General features: G+C 45.1%; 17 protein-coding genes. 2 read left to right on the top strand and 15 right to left on the bottom strand.

The genetic code is table 11. From position 1 onward, the window contains the following. Window positions 1-86 precede the first annotated feature (86 nt). Both IGI71_RS01845 and IGI71_RS01840 read left to right on the top strand, forming a co-directional pair. Entirely contained in the window at window positions 87-779 is a 693-nt protein-coding gene (locus tag IGI71_RS01845; RefSeq protein WP_010748054.1) for a helix-turn-helix domain-containing protein, read from the top strand. A 26-nt stretch (window positions 780-805) separates the two neighbouring features. Then, a complete protein-coding gene (locus IGI71_RS01840; RefSeq protein WP_306453152.1) occupies window positions 806-1,672 on the top strand; it encodes an IS3 family transposase in 867 nt (288 codons plus the stop codon). A gap of 225 nt (window positions 1,673-1,897) precedes the next feature. On the opposite strand, the gene IGI71_RS01835 is transcribed toward IGI71_RS01840, so the two are convergent. The 15 genes from IGI71_RS01835 to mutL form a co-directional block, all read right to left on the bottom strand. Beyond that, on the bottom strand, window positions 1,898-2,857 hold the full coding sequence (locus IGI71_RS01835; protein ID WP_010748656.1) for a LacI family DNA-binding transcriptional regulator: 960 nt from the start codon (window positions 2,855-2,857) through the stop codon (window positions 1,898-1,900). Between the two features lie 13 nt (window positions 2,858-2,870). After that, window positions 2,871-6,161 carry a GH36-type glycosyl hydrolase domain-containing protein gene (locus IGI71_RS01830; protein WP_428210837.1) on the bottom strand — a complete coding sequence of 1,097 codons (3,291 nt, stop codon included), beginning with the start codon at window positions 6,159-6,161 and terminating at the stop codon, window positions 2,871-2,873. A gap of 15 nt (window positions 6,162-6,176) precedes the next feature. Further along, window positions 6,177-8,327 (bottom strand): glycoside hydrolase family 3 N-terminal domain-containing protein, encoded by a 2,151-nt coding sequence (locus tag IGI71_RS01825; RefSeq protein ID WP_010748654.1) that lies wholly within the window; start codon window positions 8,325-8,327, stop codon window positions 6,177-6,179. 6 nt (window positions 8,328-8,333) lie between these two features. Beyond that, window positions 8,334-9,113: an endonuclease/exonuclease/phosphatase family protein gene (locus tag IGI71_RS01820; protein ID WP_010748653.1), complete on the bottom strand. Its 780-nt coding sequence runs from the start codon at window positions 9,111-9,113 to the stop codon at window positions 8,334-8,336. Then, window positions 9,104-10,024, bottom strand: coding sequence for an acetylxylan esterase (locus tag IGI71_RS01815; protein WP_010748652.1), 921 nt, complete (start codon window positions 10,022-10,024; stop codon window positions 9,104-9,106). The genes IGI71_RS01820 and IGI71_RS01815 overlap by 10 nt, the downstream gene beginning before the upstream one ends. Then, the gene (locus tag IGI71_RS01810) at window positions 10,017-10,619 is read right to left on the bottom strand and encodes a DUF624 domain-containing protein (protein ID WP_010748651.1); all 603 of its coding nucleotides are present in this window, start codon (window positions 10,617-10,619) and stop codon (window positions 10,017-10,019) included. Before IGI71_RS01810 ends, IGI71_RS01815 begins: the two co-directional genes overlap by 8 nt. Window positions 10,620-10,917: 298 nt before the next feature. Continuing rightward, complete coding sequence (locus IGI71_RS01805; protein WP_010748650.1) at window positions 10,918-12,519, bottom strand: sugar ABC transporter substrate-binding protein; 1,602 nt, start codon at window positions 12,517-12,519, stop codon at window positions 10,918-10,920. A 14-nt stretch (window positions 12,520-12,533) separates the two neighbouring features. Next, a complete protein-coding gene (locus IGI71_RS01800; RefSeq protein WP_005227173.1) occupies window positions 12,534-13,415 on the bottom strand; it encodes a carbohydrate ABC transporter permease in 882 nt (293 codons plus the stop codon). A gap of 11 nt (window positions 13,416-13,426) precedes the next feature. Continuing rightward, window positions 13,427-14,338 carry an ABC transporter permease gene (locus IGI71_RS01795; RefSeq protein ID WP_005232388.1) on the bottom strand — a complete coding sequence of 304 codons (912 nt, stop codon included), beginning with the start codon at window positions 14,336-14,338 and terminating at the stop codon, window positions 13,427-13,429. A gap of 351 nt (window positions 14,339-14,689) precedes the next feature. After that, entirely contained in the window at window positions 14,690-15,691 is a 1,002-nt protein-coding gene (gene ruvB, locus IGI71_RS01790) for a Holliday junction branch migration DNA helicase RuvB (RefSeq protein WP_010748648.1), read from the bottom strand. 14 nt (window positions 15,692-15,705) lie between these two features. Further along, entirely contained in the window at window positions 15,706-16,296 is a 591-nt protein-coding gene (gene ruvA, locus IGI71_RS01785) for a Holliday junction branch migration protein RuvA (RefSeq protein WP_005232405.1), read from the bottom strand. A 181-nt stretch (window positions 16,297-16,477) separates the two neighbouring features. Beyond that, the gene (msrB, locus tag IGI71_RS01780) at window positions 16,478-16,909 is read right to left on the bottom strand and encodes a peptide-methionine (R)-S-oxide reductase MsrB (RefSeq protein WP_008376288.1); all 432 of its coding nucleotides are present in this window, start codon (window positions 16,907-16,909) and stop codon (window positions 16,478-16,480) included. Window positions 16,910-16,997: 88 nt separating this feature from the next. Beyond that, the gene (locus tag IGI71_RS01775; RefSeq protein WP_010748647.1) at window positions 16,998-17,396 is read right to left on the bottom strand and encodes a GFA family protein; all 399 of its coding nucleotides are present in this window, start codon (window positions 17,394-17,396) and stop codon (window positions 16,998-17,000) included. Window positions 17,397-17,398: 2 nt separating this feature from the next. Then, window positions 17,399-17,959 (bottom strand): Maf family protein, encoded by a 561-nt coding sequence (locus tag IGI71_RS01770; RefSeq protein WP_081116165.1) that lies wholly within the window; start codon window positions 17,957-17,959, stop codon window positions 17,399-17,401. Then, window positions 17,956-20,064, bottom strand: a complete 2,109-nt coding sequence (mutL, locus tag IGI71_RS01765) for a DNA mismatch repair endonuclease MutL (protein ID WP_428210838.1) — start codon at window positions 20,062-20,064, stop codon at window positions 17,956-17,958. Before mutL ends, IGI71_RS01770 begins: the two co-directional genes overlap by 4 nt. Between the last annotated feature and the right edge of the window lie 9 nt (window positions 20,065-20,073).

Here is a 20,073-nt window from a genome sequence, read left to right as displayed (position 1 = left end):
CGCAAAAAAAGCCTCAAACAGTGTTTGATATGCTCCCCCTATATAGGACACTGAAATATAAAGTGGCTTATATAGGGGGAGTTTGTATGTCTAGAGGAAAAATGAAATTAAGTTCAGAAGAACGGCTAGCTTTTGTAGAAAGAGCTTTAAAAAATGAAGCTAGCATAAACAGCCTGGCCAAAGAAGCACAAGTAAGTTTCAGTACGATAGAAAGGTGGATCACTCTTTATGAGAATGAAGGACCCACAGGTTTACTCCCTACAAAAAGGAATCAATCATACTCAACAGAGTTGAAACTGAATGCGGTCCATGATTATTTAGCTGGAACATATGGTAGCTTAAGAGCTGTCGCCAAGAAATACGGGCTTCGTAACAAAAAACAATTAGAAGACTGGTTAAAGATATATAATACTCATAGAAACTTCAAATCAGAAAGTGGTGGAAGTAGAATGAGTAAATCCAGAAAAACAACATTGAATGAACGAATTAAAATTGTGCATGACTGTATTATCAACGGTCGAGACTATGGGAAAACCGCGATTCAGTACCAAGTCTCTTACCAACAAGTTCGGAACTGGGTGTTGAAATACGACGAGATGGGAGAAAAAGGCTTAGAAGACCGTCGAGGGCAACGAGCGGGAAGTAAACCAGCCAGAACACCCGAAGAAGAAATGCGCGATAAACTGGCTCAACAAGAACGACGGATCAAGTTGCTTGAAATGGAAAATGACCTGTTAAAAAAAGTCAGCGAGTTAGAAAGGAGGCGGGATTTGAATTAGTTCGTCATACGTTTGAATACCAATCGATCAAAGAGCTGCACGAGACAAAAAGCTATCCAATTAACACCATGTGTACCCTGCTCCATGTCACAAGATCGGCCTATTATCGTTGGTTAAAAAATCCCAAACTGCCTGAAGTGGTATTGAATGAACAGTTGGCAGACCTTGTTCGTTATATTTATGAAGCAGACAACGATAAAGGATATCGCAGAATCTGTGAAGATCTCGTGAATGATTATGGCTTTCAAGTGAATGACAAGCGTATTCTTCGAATCTGTCGCAAACTTCAAATCCAATCAACCATCAAGCATTCAGGCAATAGTATCACTAAGGCATCCAAGACTCCGTATCATATTGCGAAAAATTATTTGAATCGAAAGTTCTATGCGGATCAACCGAATCAAAAATGGCTAACAGATGTGAGTGAATTCAAGTATTATGAAGGGGCCGAAGTGAAGAAAATCTATTTGAGCGCTATTCTCGATCTCGCCGATCGTCGCATTGTTTCATTTGTCATCAGCGACAAAAATGATAATAAATTAGTCTTTGATACCTTCGATCAAGCAGTCGCCGCCGAACCAACCGCTCATCCGCTATTTCATAGCGATCGCGGATTTCAATATACAAGTAAAGTTTTTTGCACAAAGCTAAAGAAAGCGAAAATGAAGCAGAGTATGTCTCGTGTCGCCCGTTGTACCGATAATGGTCCAATGGAAGGCTTCTGGGGAATGCTTAAGCGAGAAAAATATTATCGGCGAAAGTTTATCAGTAGAGAAAGTCTCGTTGAAATGATCGAGAAATACATGAACTATTACAACAATGGTCGCTATCAACGATGTTTGAAGAGCAAAACACCGAGCCAAGTTCATCAAGAATTATTAATGGCAGCTTAATCACTCCCCCTCTTGGACAAGCGAATAGAATAAATCCGCTTAACCAAGAAGGAGGCCAGTCGAGCAAAGTTGAGGTTAAACAAAGTAAAAAACATAAAAACTGCCTACCGAATTTCGGTAGACAGTCGTCAAAATAATTTTATTCTATTTCATTGTCCACTTGACGGGGAGCCCAGCAGTTCTCTGTTTGAGGCTTTTTCAACTCTTTTTCCTTTAATGGATCAATTAAATAAATGATCCGCCATCCACAAAAGTGGTATAAATATGCTCGTCCGCCACTGGATCCCCTTGGATCGATTGTACGATTTTCTCAGCTGCCACCATGCCCCATCGATGTTTCGAATAGGAGATCGTCGCTAAGCGCGGCTGCACAAAAGCGCCTAATTCCGTGTTATCAAACCCGATGATGCGGATCTCTTTTCCAATGCGATAGTCGGTCTCGCGGACATATTTGTAGACCCCGATCGCCATCTCATCATTGAAGGCAAAGATATCAATGGGAAACTGGGGATCATTTGCTAAGAGCTGTTTTGCCGCTCGATAACCAGAAGGTTCCGTGAAGTCACCAGGAATGACTTCATAAGGAATACCAAAGCGCGTCAATTCTTTCGTACTGGCTTCCAAGCGCTCCCGACTGTCGTAGCCTTTTTCTGGCCCTGCTAAGAGGAAGACTTTTTGGCTTTGTCCAGCGATCAAGCGATCGATCGCCAGCACAGCCCCTCCTTTATTGTCTAACAAGACTTGATGGATGTTTTCATGAGACAAGACACGGTCTAACACGACGATTTGATGCCCTCGTTGGGCGTATTGCTCGATTTCCTTTGCTGGAAACGTCCAATCCAAAATGATGGCACCGTCCACCATCCGCTCAGGAATAAACAAGTGTGACTTCTTGCCGCTGCAGACGATCATTTCATAGCCGAAAAGTTCCAGCCCTTTCTTGATACCATCTAGCAATTCCCCATAAAAACTTCCGGCATAATCGGCGAGATAAACACCGATGATGTTGGTTTGTCTGCGTTTCAGTGTGCGAGCAGCCATGTTCGGAACATAGTTCAATTCGTTTGCGATCGCTTGAATCCGCGCGCGGGTTTCCTCGGTCACTTTTGGACTGCCATTCAATGCATACGAAACGGTGGATATGGAGACACCCGCTTTTTGGGCAATATCTTTGATTCCTACCATGGCTTCTCCTTTCTTAACGATAAATATCGATCGTATTGGTTTGGTTTTCGTTTAATTTGGCGCAAAGTGCTGCTTTCTTCAGGACAAGCGCACCTTGACGGTAGCGATTTTCCGCAAACTCAGTGGACATTTCTTCCCCGTTGATCAATACTTTCGGCGTACTTGCCGAATGATAGACGATTTCGACCGGCCGATCAAAGAGTCGATACGTCAGTGTCAACCCTGCTAGCTCCGCTGGCAAGACGGGATCAAGTTCAACGTGATCAACAAAGGTACGAATGCCTAACACATTGCTGATCAACTGATTCATATAGATCCCCGGTCCACTAGAATAGATGCGCCAGCCGCCTTTGACGCCGACTGCTGCCTCCTTAAGTTTACCAAAATTTCCTTGGGCTTCAACCCTTGTTTTGAAATCGCCATCAGAACTGCTGAAATACGCATTTGCTTGACGAATCTCCGCGTTTTCGACCCGTTGAGCGATCTGGATCGGATTGATGACCCCAAGCGCTTGCCAAGTCTCTTCTTCTCGACCTAATTTCGCCATCGCTTCGGTAAAGCGGATGTGGGCGTGAACGTACTGCAAACCGATTTCTCGTCCAAAGTTGGCTGCTTGTTCTGCACGCTTGAAATTGGTGCTGACACCACCCGCATAAGTCGCTGGACGATTCATCAAGCGCACCCCATCTGGAAATTGCAAATGCTCCTTGATGATCGCCACATGATGATCGGCTTGTTCGGGAGATAACAGCTCACCGATCATGCTTTGTTGCATCGGCAGCAAGCGGTATTGGATACCAGTTTTCTTGTCAGTCGGATGGACCATCAGTTCCACGTGCTCGCTATCTTCCATATAGACAAATCCTGGCAACGTGCCATCAGCTAACATGTATTTTTCAAAGTCGTGTTTGATGCCCTTAGACAGTTCTGTTAAATGTTTGGCATACTCTGGGTCAAATGCCTGCAACTGGCTGGCTAATTTTTTCAATACTTCATAGGTCAAGGCAACGGTCCAGCTGCTGGCCATTTGTTTCTTCAACTTACTGTTATTTGGCTGCAAGGTGTCATCCCAATCGCCATCGCCATAACAAGACAGGTACGTTCCTTCCAAGAAGTTCGCTTCGATATACGCCACTTCTTTTTTCAAATGATCAAACAATGAAGCTTTGGTCTTGGTTTTCAGGAAGGTCGCGCGATCCGTATAAGGCAGTTCTTTTTCCAAAATCGCGAAATCTTTGGTTTTTTTGAGATAGTCACTAACGACTTTCATCGGCCAGACGATCACATCTCCGTGGCTCTCATCGGCTTTTTGTTTCTCATAGCGATCAAACATAAACCATTGTGGCCAGTTGCCGTCATCTGCAAATTGATTTTCAAACAAATGCTCGATGATGGACGCCACCATTTCAGGACGATTAAGTGCTAAGAAATACTCAGTCGGTCCTTGGGAAACGTCTCGAGTCCCCCAAGCAGCACCACCGTACTGTTCAAGACCATGAGGAGACAGGTAATGAACAAGCATATTGTGGGTGTACCAACGTGCCAAGTGATTGAAGGATGTAACGTCCGCCTGCGAATGTTTCAATTCAAACTGATTCAACAAATCATCGACAAAGGCCGTATAGGCAGTGTCTTCTTGCTGGCGATCTAACGTTTCGGAAACAAAGGGTTCACCAGTCAGTGTGCCTTGGATCACGAAGGAAACCGTCGCCTGTTCTGCAAAGGTCAATACGGTCGTGCTATCAGCAGCGGCCACATTGAAGATTGCTTCATCGGTCAGTTCAAAAGGTTGAGCTGCATGGAGATAATACGTCAATTCTGGATAAGTTTCCGCAATCGGTGAATCCGCTGTTCCTTTGATGGTGAGCAATTGCTGGTCTTGCGTAACAGTAGCAGTCGGTGCGGCTTCATCGATCCCCATCACAAATTGATTGGTGATGGCCCAGGTGTAGGCACGTCCTGCTTCACTGGTGATGGTGGTTGCGATCGTGCGTCCGTTTGCTTTCGTGAAGGTCGTTACTTGGATGACATCATCCGCTGTTTTGTAGTACCACGTCGCCGAATTCAAGCCCATTTCAAAAGCAGATGGCATCGTTAAAATCCGCCATTGATCGCCGTCTTTCAGATAGATCCGCTGACCAGAACGTTTGAACAGATTCAATGAGTTGCGGCTATTACTCAACAATTTATTCATGTTCGTATTGCCTAATACGATTTGGGAGTTAAACATCCCCGTCATGTAAACAGTCGTGCTCAAAATGGGGTGATCGACGATCAACTCTTGTCCGCTCATCAAAATATGCCCATGGGAGCGTTCCATCTGTGCTTCTTTTTCCTTCAACACGACATGGTGATAGTCAGGGGTAAAAAAGGAATAAAGCTGCTTATCAACGATTTCCACTGCTTCTTGCTGCGGGAACCGCTCGTTGATTTCTTCTGTGGAAAATGTCAGCCCTGTGAGCGGTCGACCGAAGTTTTTTCGTGGCTGCGCCGTTGCTTGCAACGAGTCAAAGGACAAGGCTTGATAAGTTTCTTTCAGCGTTTCAAGCGCAAACTGCGGTTCATTGACTGCCGTCGCTTGATTGGCTTTGACCGCTGCGTAAAAAACGATTTCCGTAGGCGTCTCACTTACCGTCAACCATTGCGTTTGCAGTGCCGTATAGGCAAATTCGTATTGATACACTTCATTGGCTAACGTTTCTTGGCTAAGTGCAGCTGGTTGATTCTTTTCTTTGTAGCTGCGACCGAAAAATTGATAGCCATCCGTCGAGAAGCCTTTTAAGGCTTGGAAGCTGCCCTGTTCCACCAATGGAAATTGACCATTTTGTGGTTGATTTTGGCGCGAGGAAAGCACGATGCGATCCTTATCATGGCTAACATGATGGTCGATATATTGCGAAACATAGGCTTCATTGGATTGAACAGCACCTTTGGCGGCATTGCCAAGGTCTTGCCCGTAAACCAGTTCCGCTTCCCCAGAACCACTCAATTGAACCCGCCAGAACCAGCAATCTTGTGCCAATTGGAAATCAACTTGGTAATCGATGGACTGGTACGTCCCAGTCCAAGTCAGCTGTTTTTCTGAGTAGGCAAAGGCACTGTTAGCATTTGAACCGATCAAGGGAATAAAGGACAACTCCCCCGCCTCACGCAGACGTAGATAGATTTGATTCAAACTACCATCTAGCGCATTTCCGATCAACTGATTGATCATCACACCGTGACTTTGGATCTCATATAAATCACCGTTTGGTAAAAACGTCACGGTCGTATTTGCGTTATTCATCACTATTTTTTTCGTCATAGAAACCTTCCTATCTTACCTAACTAATTGCAGGGTTGTTTGTTGGGTGTCTCGGCTGTTCCCACCAATCATGATGTGGAATTTCCCTGGATCACTGCTTACTTGTTGGTTGCTGTGGACATAGCGCAGCAGTTCTTCCGTGATCTCAAATTGAACGGTTGCTGATTCGCCAGCCTCTAGCCAAATTTTCTTAAAGCCTTTCAGTTCTTTCACTGGGCGAACCACTTCACCGACTAAATCGCGAATGTAGCATTGGACCGTTTCCCAGACCGCTGCTGTTCCTTGGTTCGTAACAGTGATGGAAGCCGTGACCGTTTGATCTTTGGTCATAGTCGGCTGATCCAACGTCACCGCAGAATACGCAACTGGGCTATAACTCAAGCCAAACCCAAATGGATATTTGGCATAAATGGAGACATCCAAATATTTCGAGACATATTTTTCATCCGGTGCACTTTCATAAGGACGACCGGTATTGTCAACGTTGTAATACACAGGAACTTGTCCAACGGTTTCTGGGAATGACATGCTCAAGCGACCGCTTGGATTGTATTCTCCCCACAGGATCTGAGCAAGTGCGTTTCCGCCTTCGGTTCCAGGGAACCAAGCCTCGACGATCGCTTTGGCTGCATCCACACCTTGCAAATCAAGAGGACGACCGTTATAAAGTGTTACGATCAATTGCTCGTTGTATTCTTTTAAGGTTTCAACCAAGGATAATTGGGCTTGCGGCAAACGAATGTCGCTGCGGCTGGCAGCTTCACCGCTCATCCATTCCTGCTCTCCTAGTGCTAGGACCACTTTATCGGCTGCCTTCACTAATTCGATCGCTTCTTGGATCGCCGCTTCAGACGGTGCAAAATAATCAAAGGGCTCTTGACCGATCAACAGATCCGCACCCAAGGCTTGGGCACCCTCCACTAAAGTCACTACTTCTTCTTGTTTCCCTTGCCAAGACCAAGCCCCTAATAGATCACGGGAGTGAGCACCTGGGCCTACGATTGCGACTTTTTCGGTTTTCTGCAACGGCAGGACACCTTCATTTTTCAACAACACCATTGATTTCTTTGCGATATCGCTGGCGATCTCTCGGTGTTCTTGAGACAAAACAGTGGCTGCTTCAGCGGCTTCATCAGCGCCGCGGTATGGATTTTCAAATAGCCCCAGCTCATTTTTTAAGGTCAAGATTCTTAGCACCGCTTCATCGACTAAGGCTTCCTCAACGGTGCCTTCTGCGATCAACTCTTTCAAGTTATCGGTGTAGCAAGTCGTCATCATCTCGATATCGACCCCAGCTTTGATGGCTAGTTCAGCGGCATGTTTTTCATCCTCCGCTGCGCCATGAGCGATCACTTCTTTGATTGCTGCCCAGTCAGAGATCACAACGCCTTCAAACCCGAATTCTTCTCGCAAAACATCGCGGAAAAGCCAGCGATTGGCCGTTGCTGGAATGCCGTCTACCGTATTAAAGGAGGTCATCACCAGCTTGGCACCAGCATCAAGGGCTGCTTTATAGCCTGGCAAATAACTTTCTCGCAGTTGGCGTTCTGACATATTGACCGTGTTGTAATCGCGACCACCGATAGCCGCACCGTAAGCCGCAAAATGTTTGACGCAAGCAGCCACGCGGTTGAAATCCGTTCGCAGATCATCCCCTTGATAGCCTTTGACGAAGGCTTCAGCGAAGCGACTGTTCAAGTAAGGATCTTCCCCCGTCGATTCCATGACACGGCCCCAGCGTGGGTCTCTTACTAAGTCCACCATCGGTGAAAAGGTCACATGCAAGCCAGAAACAGCTGCTTCTTTGGCAGATACTTCCGCCATTTTCTCCGCTGCTGCCAAATCCCATGAACTACCTAATCCTAATGGAATCGGGAAAATCGTCCGAAAGCCGTGAATGATGTCCGCCATCAATATCGTCGGGATATTCAAGCGGTTATTGGCGATATACTCTTTTTGGACGCGGATCGCTTCTTTTGCACCAGAAACACCTAGCGTTGTTCCCGCATTGTTGATGTTTTCTTGTGTCAGTCCTAAGTCGCCCATCGGACCTGTTTTCTCTTCTGCTTTATCTGAATAAAAAGCCGCTGCCAGTTGCAGCAACTGATCGATTTTTTCATCTAAGGTCATTTCTGAAAGTAGTTCGGTTAATTTCTGCTGTTCCATTTTTATTCATCCTTTGCTTTCTTCAAATTGGACTTCTGCTTCTAAAGGAAAATGATCGGAGGGAAAACGACGATCACAAGAATCCGTTAGACAGGCGGTTTTGACCACCGTGAAGCCTTTCGTATAGATATAATCAATTTCTTCTAGTTCTTGCCATGGTAACGTATAAATAAAATTTTGATAGGAGCCTTTTGGCCCATGATGCGGCTTTTGTCCATGTTCTTTGGCATTTTGAAAATGCTGCTCTAAGTACCGATGCACCCGCTCCGTTGGCTCCGCATTCAAGTCGCCCATCAGCAATACAGGATAGCGTTCGATCTGATCTGCCAGCTGCTCAAGGATCACTTTCATCCCTTCAAAACGAGCCATTTCTGAAATATTATCTAAATGAGTCGTGATAGCAAGAAACGGCGGATTCTTTTTTTCCTGCAAGACTGCCCAAACACATAAGCGTGAATACGCAGCTTCTGGATGAATACTTGGTTCAGTCGGTGTCAATGACAACCAAAACGAACCTGAATCTAATAACTCGAAAGCCTCTTTTTGATAATACAGTCCGATGCCTTCGCCTAAGCCATCACCGTCACGTTCAGCCGTGACGGAAGCATACTGCGCTAACTTTGCTAAATCCGCAAATTGGCTGGGACGAGCTTCTTGGATCGCCAGAACATCCCAGTCGTAGTAATCGATCAAGGAGCAGACCGCCTCCGATCGATAGTGCCATTGCCATTCTTGGTCATAGTCGGTATCGACTCGTAGATTGTAGGTTGCTGCTTTCATCTGCATTCATTTCCTTTGAGTAATTTTGTGATTTGCTGCATTTCACGACGGATTTGTTTCGCTTCGCCGCCACCATGCCCTTTATTTAAGTAAATACGCAATTCTTTCGGTCCAGGAATCTTTTTATAGGAAACGAAGAAATCTTCCATGGGACAGATGGGATCAGCACTGCCGACCGATGTATAAACAGGACCAGTTATCTGATGAGCAAAATACTTCAAATCAAAATAACTCATGACTTGATAGATCGTTTCCCGCGTTTCTGGAAATTGTTCAATATACTCTTGAATCACCTGGTAACTTCCTGTTTTTTGTTCGATCCGATGGACAAGATTGGAGTGGCTTGGGACATCGGCAAACGTCGCAAAAATCGGGACGTTCGTTAATGCGTTGACCAATAAGGCGATGCCGCCTCCTTGTGAGCCGCCTCTTAAAATAATGCGCTGCGGATCGATTTCCGGTATCTGTTGAAGGACTTCTAGTGTGCGCAAACTATCTGCGACCAATCGCTTCATATAAAAATCTTCTTTTTTCAAGATGCCGCGTCCAAAAGGTGCTTCATGCTGCGTGGTCTCATAGGGAACCTGATCTTGCGTGCGTCCCCCTTGTCCGCGATTGTCGATGACAAGACAGCCGCAGCCGATCAATAACCAATGAGCAAATTGGAACGGTTCTTGCACATGATTCATATAGCCTAAAAAATCAATCACGATTGGACAATCTGCCGCTTGTTCTGGCAGCAGCAGATGCCCATAGATCGTTTCATTACCAAGACTTTGAAAAGAAATCGTAAAACAATCGATCCCTTTCAGCAAAGGTGCTTGTTTGGTTCTTTCAAAGGCTAGCGGAAGGGTGTCAAGTTCTTGTTGGACCGAAGCCCAAAAACAGGATCGATCCGTCGCTGTGGATTCAGTCATTTGTCTCTTCCCCCTTCGCTAATACTTTATTGAAAAACAACACTTGGACAAAGGCTGAGCCTGAGATCCCTAAACAAACAAATAAGAATAGGTTCACTTTGCTGCACAATACAAAGACAATGATTGGGACCACCAATAAAATGATCGCATTCGCCGTACTGCTAAGAACCGCATAGGCCGTTTCTTTTGCTGTTTCTTGCAATGATTGGGCAAACAAGCTGTACAAGAGAACGAACACGACGAGATACAGCGCAGCCAAGCTAACGAGGATCACGGCTAAAACGCCAAAGTAAGGTGTAATCATCATCAAGGAATAGATCAACCCAGCAAAGACTGCGACATACGCAATAATAAGACCTTCTAAGAAGAGCCCACGTTTGAGATTGCTTAAGAATGCTTGCTTGTATCGCTGCCAAATCGGGACATCCCGTTCCTTGTACAATTGATCGATCGTCTGATACAGCGCGATCAATGCTGGTCCTGCGAGAATCAGCGTCATTGCTGGAATCATAAAGAGAAAACTAACAATGATCATATCTGCTAAAAAAGCAAAGACCCGATAGTACCATCCTTCATAAGAAAATAGTCGATTCATTATGATCCTCCAATCAAAACTTGCTGATTTGTGCTGCGGGTGCTACGTAAACTTGTTTCTTGCCTTCTTGTGAATTTGGGTCGTTTCTCAACGTACAGTTTTCTGGGTTGCAGGTTGCAGCTTGCATGTCTCACTACGTGAGCCAATTGCAGTGATTCTTTGTACGGTCACTACGCTCCCTGCAGTCGCCTAGTACTTTGAAACATCAGATTTTGCGCAAAGTACGCGCAAAACCTGTGTTTCAAAGCAAAGGAGAGGAAAGGTCTTTTTTTTGGCTTCCTTTCCTCTCCTATGGGGGTTATTTTAGTCGTTCGCGGTTTTCGGCCATTTTTTCAGTTTTAATGTCTTTGATTGCATCCCAGTTGTTTGAATCTAAGAAGCTTTCAAAGTCGGTTAGTGTGCTGTCAAATGTTCCTTCATCTTTTGAACGGATCAATGAGATGATCGTGCTGTTGATTTTGGTTTTGATGGCTGTGTTTGAACGTGCTTCAGCAGTTCCAGCATCTGGATCCGTATTTTCGATCACAAAGTGTGGATACAATTTGCCTTCGCCCCACTCTTGCATTTGAGTCAACGCATTTTCGGTTTTGACTTTCATTGCATTGACACGGTCATTATTAAAGTAGTTGAAACGGCTGATACCATATTTTTTGTTGTAGCCTTCGTTGTCGGTTTGTTCCATTTCTTTGATTTCTGGCAAGTAATCGATTTTGCCTTCATCGTTGTATTCATACGTCACGCCTTCAACACCGAATTTTGTCAAAATTTGTCCTGGTTCATCGATCAAGTACGTGAAGAGTTGGGTTACTTTTGCTGGATCCGCCGCATCTTTTGTGATGTAGTTGATCAACCAGCCAGAGATTCCTGTTTGGTTCAAGGTTGCTTCACGACCAGACGTGCTGGCAGGGCCATCGATTGCGATGTAGCGTGTGTCAGAGTTTTTCATGAATTCAGTGAAGTTCCCACCTTGTCCGCTCGTTCCTGCGACTAAGATCGTTGCATAGTCCCCTTGTTTTACTTTTTCATCATAGGTTGGACCGTCATCGGTAAAGCTGTCATCACTGATGTTGCCGTCACGATACACTTGATTGAAGGTTTTCAACCATGAGATATATTCTTCATCTAAATTACGGTCGTAGAACGCACCATCTTCATCTTCTAATGGAACACCTAAGAAATCTTGCAATTTATCTAAGAATGGTCCTGCTGTTTCGCCGATCGTTGTGAAGCCCATTGGTGTCAAATCAGGGAATTTCTCGCTGATTTCTTTCATGACTTTCACATAGTTTTCTGGAGTTGAAACATCTGGTTTGCCTAATGCTTCATAGACATCTTCACGGATCACAAAGTTGTCGTTGACGGGAATATTGCCGCTTTCGTAGTCTGCTGCTGTGTTGGAATAGTTTGGATAGCCATAAGTTTTGCCATCATCTAAAGCAAACCATTTGAAGGTATCTTCGGTCACGACATTCATCAAATACGGATCGTATTGTTCCGCTAAATCGTTCAATGAGTATGCCCAGCTATCAGCTTTTGTGGCTGCTTGACTGGTTTTATCCATCAACGTCACGATATCAGGCATATCACCACTTGAAATCAAAGCGTTTAATTTCGAATCATCCCCTGAAATAAATTCAATATCAATGTTCAAATCTTTTTTGATTTGGGCTGTCGTCACATCTTCACCAAATGGCAAAGCTGTCCAGTCTGAATTGATGTACCATGTGATCTTGGTTGGTTCTTCTTTGGTATCGAGTTTCCATGCTGGTGTCTTTTCATCTAACTCATACCGATCTTTGATAGAAAAATCCGAACTGCTGGCATTGTCTGAGCTGCCGCCACATGCTGCTAAGCTGAGTAATGCTGATGCTGCCAATAAACCGCCTACTACTTTTTTCATGTCTATCCCTCTTTCTATTCTTTTACTGCACCGGCCATCATACCGCCGATAAAGTGTTTTTGAAGCAATGGATATATAATTAAAATTGGCACTGTCGTGATGACGATCGTAGCCAACTGAACCCCACGGGTCGTTGCTTGGACGATAAAGTCGGTACTACCGCTTTCAGTCATCGTACTCAAGTTGGATTGGACGATGATTTCATAAATCTTCATTTGCAGCGGATAGAGATACTCTTTTGTGATATACAGTTTTGTCGTCATAAAATCGTTCCATTGGCCAACCCCGTTGAACAAGATGATGGTTGCCAAGGCCGGTTTCGTTAATGGTAAGAAGATTTTATAGAAGATTTGGAATTCACTTGCACCGTCGATCTTCGCAGATTCTTCGAGTGAAGGCGGAATCTCACGGAAAAAGTTCATTAAAATTACGACATCATAGTAGCTGAACAAGGCTGGAATAATGTAGACCCAGAAAGAATCCAGTAATCCTAGCGAGCGAATCAGCAAGTATGTTGGAATCATCCCACCACTGAAGTACATGGTGATGACCCCCATCGTTGTATAGATGTTGCGGCCGACCAAGCGTGATTTACTCAATCCGTAAGCCACGATCGCACAAAACAAGGTATGGGTCGCAGCCCCAAGAACCGTTTTTAACACTGAGATCAAGAAGGCACGGGGGATACTTGCGTCGGAAAAAACTTTCCGATAGTTTTCCCAGGTAAAGCCTTTGGGCCATAACACGAGGCCGTTGCCCGCTAATCCAGAACTAGAAGACACGGAGGAAACCAAGATATTCCAAATCGGTACGATGATCATCAATGAGAATAAAATCAAGATCACGGTATTGAAGAAGTAAAACCACGTGTTTTCTTTTGCTTTTCTTTTGATCATGTTTTTTCCTCCTATAAGATAACTGAATTGCCGTTGTTCAACTTGCGGGTCACTCGATCCGTGATCACCAATAAGATGACGGAAATGACCGCGATCCCCAAGCCGACAGCAGTTGCATAAGAGAAATCACCTTGCGTCAACCCCATTTTATAAACGAAGGAGTTGATGACTTCTGAACGGTTTTGGTTCTGTGAATTCATTAAAACTAATGTTTGATCTAGGTTTGACCCTAAGATACCGCTCACATTCAGAATCAAGTTTAAGGAGATGATCGGTGTCAGTAATGGCAATGTGATCGAACGAATCTGTCTTAGCTTGCTGGCACCATCGATTCGTGCGGCTTCATAAAACGTTGGATCGATCCGCGACATACCTGCCAAGTAAAGGATCGTTCCCCAGCCGACTTCTTTCCATAGATCAGAAAGGACCGCGATCCACCAATATTTGCTTGGATCCAACAGATGATTGACCCCTTTGTCCATCAATCCTACGGACATCAGCACTTGGTTGATAAAGCCGTTCGTTGACAGCCAAGAAATCATCATCCCACCTAGCACGATCCATGAGAAAAAATGGGGAATGTATGAAACCGTTTGAATAAATTTCTTCAAGCGGCCATCTTGCATTTCAAAAATCATAATGGCTAACACAATCGGGATCGCAAAACCTAAACCTAATTTCAATAAGCTGATGGCTAACGTATTTCTAACCGCTTCCCAGAAAAAACTGTCATTCATAATGATACGGAAATTCTCTAACCCGACCCATGGTGCTGATGAAATCGTGTCAATCACCGTATAGTTTTTGAAAGCGATTATAATTCCGTAGATCGGAATATAATTAAATACGATCATAAATGCCACGCCGGGAAAAACCATCCAGTGAAGCTGCCGTTGACTATAAAACTTTTGCAGTTTACTCATACACAAAATCTCCTTCTTTCTATCCTCGCAACACTACCTATATCTCCACATTTTGGTGAAACGTTTCTACAAAAAGATTATATCCGCTGCCAATCGAAAATGCAAGCCTTTCCAATTATTTTTTCAGCTTTTCTTTTTTCACAAATTTTGTTGGGTTCCTCACAAATAAAAAAGCTTTCATATCAGCTTTTTCAGAAGAAATCCTTTTTCAAAATATTTCCTTCTAATCAAATTTCACAAACGCTGTATTTTTTCAACATCGATTGATTCTCAGAAATCATTAAAAAATAAAAAGAAACGTTTCACCAAAAGCACAAAAAAGCAGCAATTATCGTTGATTGCTGCTTCGTTCTATTCACTTCTTTGCGGATAGCCAAAATGGTCATAGGCTAACGGCGTTGCGATCCGCCCACGCGAGGTGCGTTTCAAAAATCCTTTTTGGATCAAAAACGGTTCGTACATATCTTCCACTGTTTCGGTTTCTTCCCCGATATTGACAGCGATCGTACTTAATCCCACCGGGCCGCCTTGATACAATTCGATCATCGTGCGGATCAATTTCTGATCGATATAATCCAAGCCAGCATGATCGACTGCCAAAAGCGCCAATGCCTGATCAGCAACGGCGCGATCGATCAAGCCATCCGCTTGCACTTGCGCATAATCGCGAACTCGTTTAAGCAACCGGTTGGCGATCCGTGGAGTGCCTCGGGATCGGCGGGCGATTTCGATCGCCCCTTCTTCCACGATATCCGTTTCAAAAATCGACGCAGTCCGCTGCACGATCTCTTTTAAATCATGGTCTTCATAATATTGCATATGAGAAATGATCCCGAAGCGATCCCGTAGCGGCGCCGAGAGCATCCCCGCCCGCGTCGTTGCGCCGACTAAGGTAAATGGCGGGAGTGGAAAATGAACCGGGTGAGCCGTTGTCCCTTGCCCCACCATGATATCTACATAAAAATCTTCCATTGCCGAATAAAGCATTTCTTCGGCGACACGAGGCAAGCGATGGATCTCATCGATAAACAGAACATCCCCTGGCTGTAGCTCATTCAAGATCGCAATCAAATCCCCTGGTTTTTCGATCGCAGGACCGCTGGTCGTCTTGATTTGGACCTGCATCTCGTTGGCGATCACCATTGCCATCGTTGTTTTCCCTAAGCCTGGCGGACCATATAAGAGGACATGATCCAACGCTTCTTCTCGATTTTTCGCCGCTTGGATATAAATCGAAAGCTCCTGCTTGACTTTGTCTTGTCCGATATATTGGGCAAGGGTTTGCGGACGCAAGGATTTTTCGATGATCTCTTCTTGTTCAGTGCTTTCTGGCGAAACAATTCGTTCATCCATCGTCTACTTGCTCCTTACTTTTTCATCATCAATCGGAGAGCTTCCCGCAAGTACTCATCCGTCGATTTTGTGGTATTCGCCGCTAATTGTTTTTCGGCTTTCTTGACTTCTTTTTCGCTATAACCCAATGCTTTCAAGGCTTCCATTGCTTCATCTAAAGCAGTCGTTGCTACGCTTAGAGGAACGATCGCTTCTTCTCCAACCAGTTCAGCCACTTTGCCTTTCAAGTCTAGGATCATTTGCTGCGCCGTCTTTTTACCGACACCTGGGAACTTAGTCAAATAATTGACGTCCCCATTTTCGACTGCCGTGATCAACCCTGTATGGTCTTCATTGGCCATGATTGCTAACGCACTCTTTGGTCCAATACCTGAGACACTGATCAATTTTAAAAACAACTGCTTGCCTTCGATCGTGGCAAAGCCGTAGAGACTATGAGCATCTTCACGAATCACTTGGTGCAGATAGATTTTTACTTCTTGGTTCAACTTGCCGCTAAATGAATACGGATTGCCAAAAGCGATCTGATAGCCGATGCCATGGGTCTCAACGACGATATACGCCGGAAAGATATCCGTTACTTTTCCTATGATATATTCGTACATGTGCTTTCCTTTCTGTACATATGTTCCCTTTATTGTAGCACAGACGAGAGGGCAAAAAAAGGACTGTGAACGAAGGAAAAGGCTTAGCAGGAAACAAACGGAGGAAAAACCGTTGTTTCAGTCGCATTTTTTCAAACGAGACATGCTGCTGCGTCTTTTTTTCGCACACAGTTCCTAATACTTACTCAACGAGTGATTTGAATTCGCCATAGCCTTTTTCATCCATTTCTGCTAAAGGGATGAACTTCAATGCTGCCGAGTTGATACAATAGCGCAAACCGCCTTTGTCCTGAGGACCGTCTGAAAAAACATGTCCTAAATGAGAGTCAGCTTCTTTACTGCGGACTTCTACCCGATGCATGCCGTGAGAAAAATCGGCTTTTTCTTGAATATCTTGGCGACTGATCGGTTTCGAAAAGGACGGCCAGCCACAACCTGCGTCATATTTATCAGTAGAAGCAAACAATGGTTCTCCGTTGACGATATCAACATAGATCCCTTTTTCATAAAAATCATCATACTCGCCAGTAAAGGGGCGTTCGGTTGCATTTTCTTGGGTCACCGCATATTCGATTGGCGACAATTTTTCTTTTAATTCTTTTTTATCTGTCATTTTTTCACCTGCTTTTCCTCTAGACTCATCCTGTATGCTCTATCATGCCTTTTTTCTTAGCGAATGTAAAATGACTTGCTCAAATTGTTTAAGGGTTTTGTAGCTTTTGCCAACGAGTCGTTGGTTCCGCAAAATGGTAGAAATGCGGTTGATCTTTTGTATAGATTTCTTCGCTTAAGACAGCTTCTGGCATGTTGCCAAACAACCCAGCCGCAAAAAAATAGGTGTGTGCTTCTTTGAGGTAAAAGAACAGGCTCGAGCCGCATTGACTGCAAAATCCTCGCTGTGCCCACTCAGAAGAATCGTAACGTCGCAGCCACTTCGCTCCTTGAAGAGTCATCTGGTCCTCAGCGCATGGCGCAAGAGCAAACATCGGTCCGCCGTGAAATTTTTGACAGAGACTACAATGACAAACCGTGATTTCTTTCGCAACTCCCGTCAAGTTGATCGTGACTTTGCCGCAAAGACAACTACCAGAAACATCCATCCTTATTCCTCCTCCGTAAACTCTTGCAACAACTGATAGACCGTAGCGACAGGAAATCCTACGATCGTATAAAAATCGCCGTTTATCGATGAGACAAATATTTTGGCTGCCCCTTGGATCCCATAGGCGCCCGCTTTGTCTTGGTACTCATCTAAGGCAAGATACTTGTCGATCTCTTGATCCGTCAAAGGACGAAACACAACTTCCGTCGAAACCACTGCTTGGCGTTGCTGTTTGCCTTTTTGCAAAACGACGGCGGTATGCACCCAATGGGTACGTCCGCTCATTTTTCGCAACATCGACAGAGCATCTTTACGGTCGACTGGCTTTCCTAAGATTTCTTCACCCACCACGACCGTCGTGTCGCTCGCGATCACCAGATCTTCAGGATAGGTTTGCGCAATAGCCGCCGCTTTTTCTGCTGCCATCCGTTGGACATAAGGGATCGCAGCTTCGTTTGGTCGGACCGACTCGTCGATATCTGCTGGTATGACCGCAAATTCCGAGACTAACTCTGCTAGTAATTCTTTGCGCCGCGGCGACTGTGAAGCCAAAATAATCATTCCATGCCACTCCTTGCTCGATGAGGATCTTGAATCCGTTTGAACATCCGCTCCATGTCGCTGTTGGTGAAATGGATCAGCACCGGACGACCATGGGGACAGTTGAAGGGATTCTCGCATTTCGCTAAATCTTGCAACAAGATCCTAGCTTGTGCTTCATTCAAATAGTGATTGGCTTTGATGGATCGTTTGCAGCTCATCATGATCGCGGTTGCTTCACGAAACTTTTTGACACTGACACTTCCTGTCGTCAATAACATATCGATCATTTCGCGGATGATGGCTTCTTCTTCACCGCTAGGGTACCAAGTCGGGTGCGCTCGGACGATGAAACTATTGGTCCCAAAAGATTCCAGATGGATCCCGACTTCTGCCAGCTTGTCGCTTTGTTCTTGTAATTGCAGTGCATCGCTGTTGGGATAATCCAAAACGATCGGCACCAACAATTCTTGCAGGTCATTGGTCACTTCGCCGATTTTTTCGCGGTAATACTCGTATTTGATTCGTTCTTGCGCCGCATGCTGGTCGACGATATATAGCCCCGCCTCGCTTTGGGCAAACAAATAGGTCCCATGCATCTGCCCAAAATAATCCAATTGGGGAAAACGCTCCTTCGCTGGTTCTTCTTCCAGCAACCGTTCGACCGTTTTTAGGTAGTTGCGGTCATCCCCATGCATTTCAGGATGCAGAGTCGCTTGACTTTGCAGATCCTGCGCCGTAAGCTCTGGCGTCTCATCTGGGAGAAAGACTGGCGCTTCTGGCAGCGACGCTTTTGTTTCCGTCTGGCCTTCCACAAATGGTTTTCGGACAGGCTTATTTGGCAGCGTCTCTTCCAAACTGCGAAAGGTTTCCTCGGTTTCTTCCAACAGGTTGTCGCTAGATTCCTGTGGCATTTCTGGAAGTTTTCCACCTTCCTCCACAGGTTTTTCCACAGAGTTATCCACAGTCTGTTGATAAGTGTTGCCCTGCACCTCAAATTTCCCTGTTTCGCGATTATAAGACAACCCAGAAGTCGAATTTCCTGCTGACTCCAGTTCCAAGCCAAGCTGCTGGGCTTTTGGCTGATCGGCCACTTTTTTCTTGAAACGCAGATTGTCAGCGGCGTTAGGAATCAAATTGATTTCCCGCAGCGCCTCATTGATGGCTTTACTGATTAGCTTGGTCAGTTCTTCTTCTTTTGACAAACGAACTTCTTGCTTAGTCGGATGAACGTTGACATCGACTAATAAGGGGTCCATTTTGATTTCAAGGACAGCTAATGGAAAACGACCGACCATCAATTTTGATCCGTAACCAGCAACGATCGCTTTATTCAAAGCAAAATTGCGAATATAACGACCATTGATGATCGTGGATAAATAGTTGCGGCTGGCTCGGGTGACTTCTGGCAGTGACACAAAGCCAGTGACTTTAAAGTCGAGGTCCTCAGTATCGATCGCGATCATTTTTTTGGCGGTTTCCACCCCGTAGATCCCTGCGATGGTTTGTTTTAACTGCCCACTTCCAGTGGTGCTCAACATCTTATTGCCTTCATGAACGAGACGAAAAGCCACTTCTGGGTGGCTCAGGGCGATCCGATTGACGATATCGCCGATGTTCGCTAGTTCCGTTTGCAGCGTCTTGACATATTTCAAACGTGCCGGTGTATTGTAAAAGAGGTTTTCCACAGTGATCTTGGTTCCTTGCCGCAAGTTGGCAGGCAGATGCTCTTCAACAGCGCCGCCTTTTAAGCGCACAAAGGAGCCTTGTTGGGTGCCTTTGACTGCCGTTTCAATCGAGAGGATCGAAACCGAAGCGATACTAGGCAAAGCCTCCCCGCGAAACCCGAGGGTACGTATTCGAAACAAGTCATCCCGATTGTGGATTTTGCTGGTGGCGTGGCGTTTAAAGGCAGTCAAGACATCCTCTTCTGCAATTCCTTCGCCATTATCGATGACTTGGATTTTACGCAAGCCCGCTTCTTCAATAAAAATATCGATTTGGGTACTGCCGGCATCCACGGCGTTTTCAACTAATTCTTTGACGACAGAAGCCGGTCGCTCAACGACTTCTCCTGCCGCGATTTGGTTCGCCAGACGTTCGGATAACTCTTGGATCTTTCCCATCTGCTGACC

Origin of the sequence: Enterococcus sp. DIV1279b, from assembly GCF_050531515.1 — a bacterium.
GTDB lineage: Bacteria > Bacillota > Bacilli > Lactobacillales > Enterococcaceae > Enterococcus_D > Enterococcus_D casseliflavus.
Note: the sequence above shows the minus strand (reverse complement) of the source record. Positions and strands in the feature narration are given on the sequence as shown.

Coding starts and splice junctions, on each gene's coding strand:
- IGI71_RS01845 (WP_010748054.1), top strand. CDS start 87: ATGTCTAGAGGAAAAATGAAATTAAGTTCAGAAGAACGGCTAGCTTTT.
- IGI71_RS01835 (WP_010748656.1), bottom strand. CDS start 2,857: ATGGTAGGAATCAAAGATATTGCCCAAAAAGCGGGTGTCTCCATATCC.
- IGI71_RS01830 (WP_428210837.1), bottom strand. CDS start 6,161: ATGACGAAAAAAATAGTGATGAATAACGCAAATACGACCGTGACGTTT.
- IGI71_RS01825 (WP_010748654.1), bottom strand. CDS start 8,327: ATGGAACAGCAGAAATTAACCGAACTACTTTCAGAAATGACCTTAGAT.
- IGI71_RS01820 (WP_010748653.1), bottom strand. CDS start 9,113: ATGCAGATGAAAGCAGCAACCTACAATCTACGAGTCGATACCGACTAT.
- IGI71_RS01815 (WP_010748652.1), bottom strand. CDS start 10,024: ATGACTGAATCCACAGCGACGGATCGATCCTGTTTTTGGGCTTCGGTC.
- IGI71_RS01810 (WP_010748651.1), bottom strand. CDS start 10,619: ATGAATCGACTATTTTCTTATGAAGGATGGTACTATCGGGTCTTTGCT.
- IGI71_RS01805 (WP_010748650.1), bottom strand. CDS start 12,519: ATGAAAAAAGTAGTAGGCGGTTTATTGGCAGCATCAGCATTACTCAGC.
- IGI71_RS01800 (WP_005227173.1), bottom strand. CDS start 13,415: ATGATCAAAAGAAAAGCAAAAGAAAACACGTGGTTTTACTTCTTCAAT.
- IGI71_RS01795 (WP_005232388.1), bottom strand. CDS start 14,338: ATGAGTAAACTGCAAAAGTTTTATAGTCAACGGCAGCTTCACTGGATG.
- ruvB (WP_010748648.1), bottom strand. CDS start 15,691: ATGGATGAACGAATTGTTTCGCCAGAAAGCACTGAACAAGAAGAGATC.
- ruvA (WP_005232405.1), bottom strand. CDS start 16,296: ATGTACGAATATATCATAGGAAAAGTAACGGATATCTTTCCGGCGTAT.
- msrB (WP_008376288.1), bottom strand. CDS start 16,909: ATGACAGATAAAAAAGAATTAAAAGAAAAATTGTCGCCAATCGAATAT.
- IGI71_RS01775 (WP_010748647.1), bottom strand. CDS start 17,396: ATGGATGTTTCTGGTAGTTGTCTTTGCGGCAAAGTCACGATCAACTTG.
- IGI71_RS01770 (WP_081116165.1), bottom strand. CDS start 17,959: ATGATTATTTTGGCTTCACAGTCGCCGCGGCGCAAAGAATTACTAGCA.
- mutL (WP_428210838.1), bottom strand. CDS start 20,064: ATGGGAAAGATCCAAGAGTTATCCGAACGTCTGGCGAACCAAATCGCG.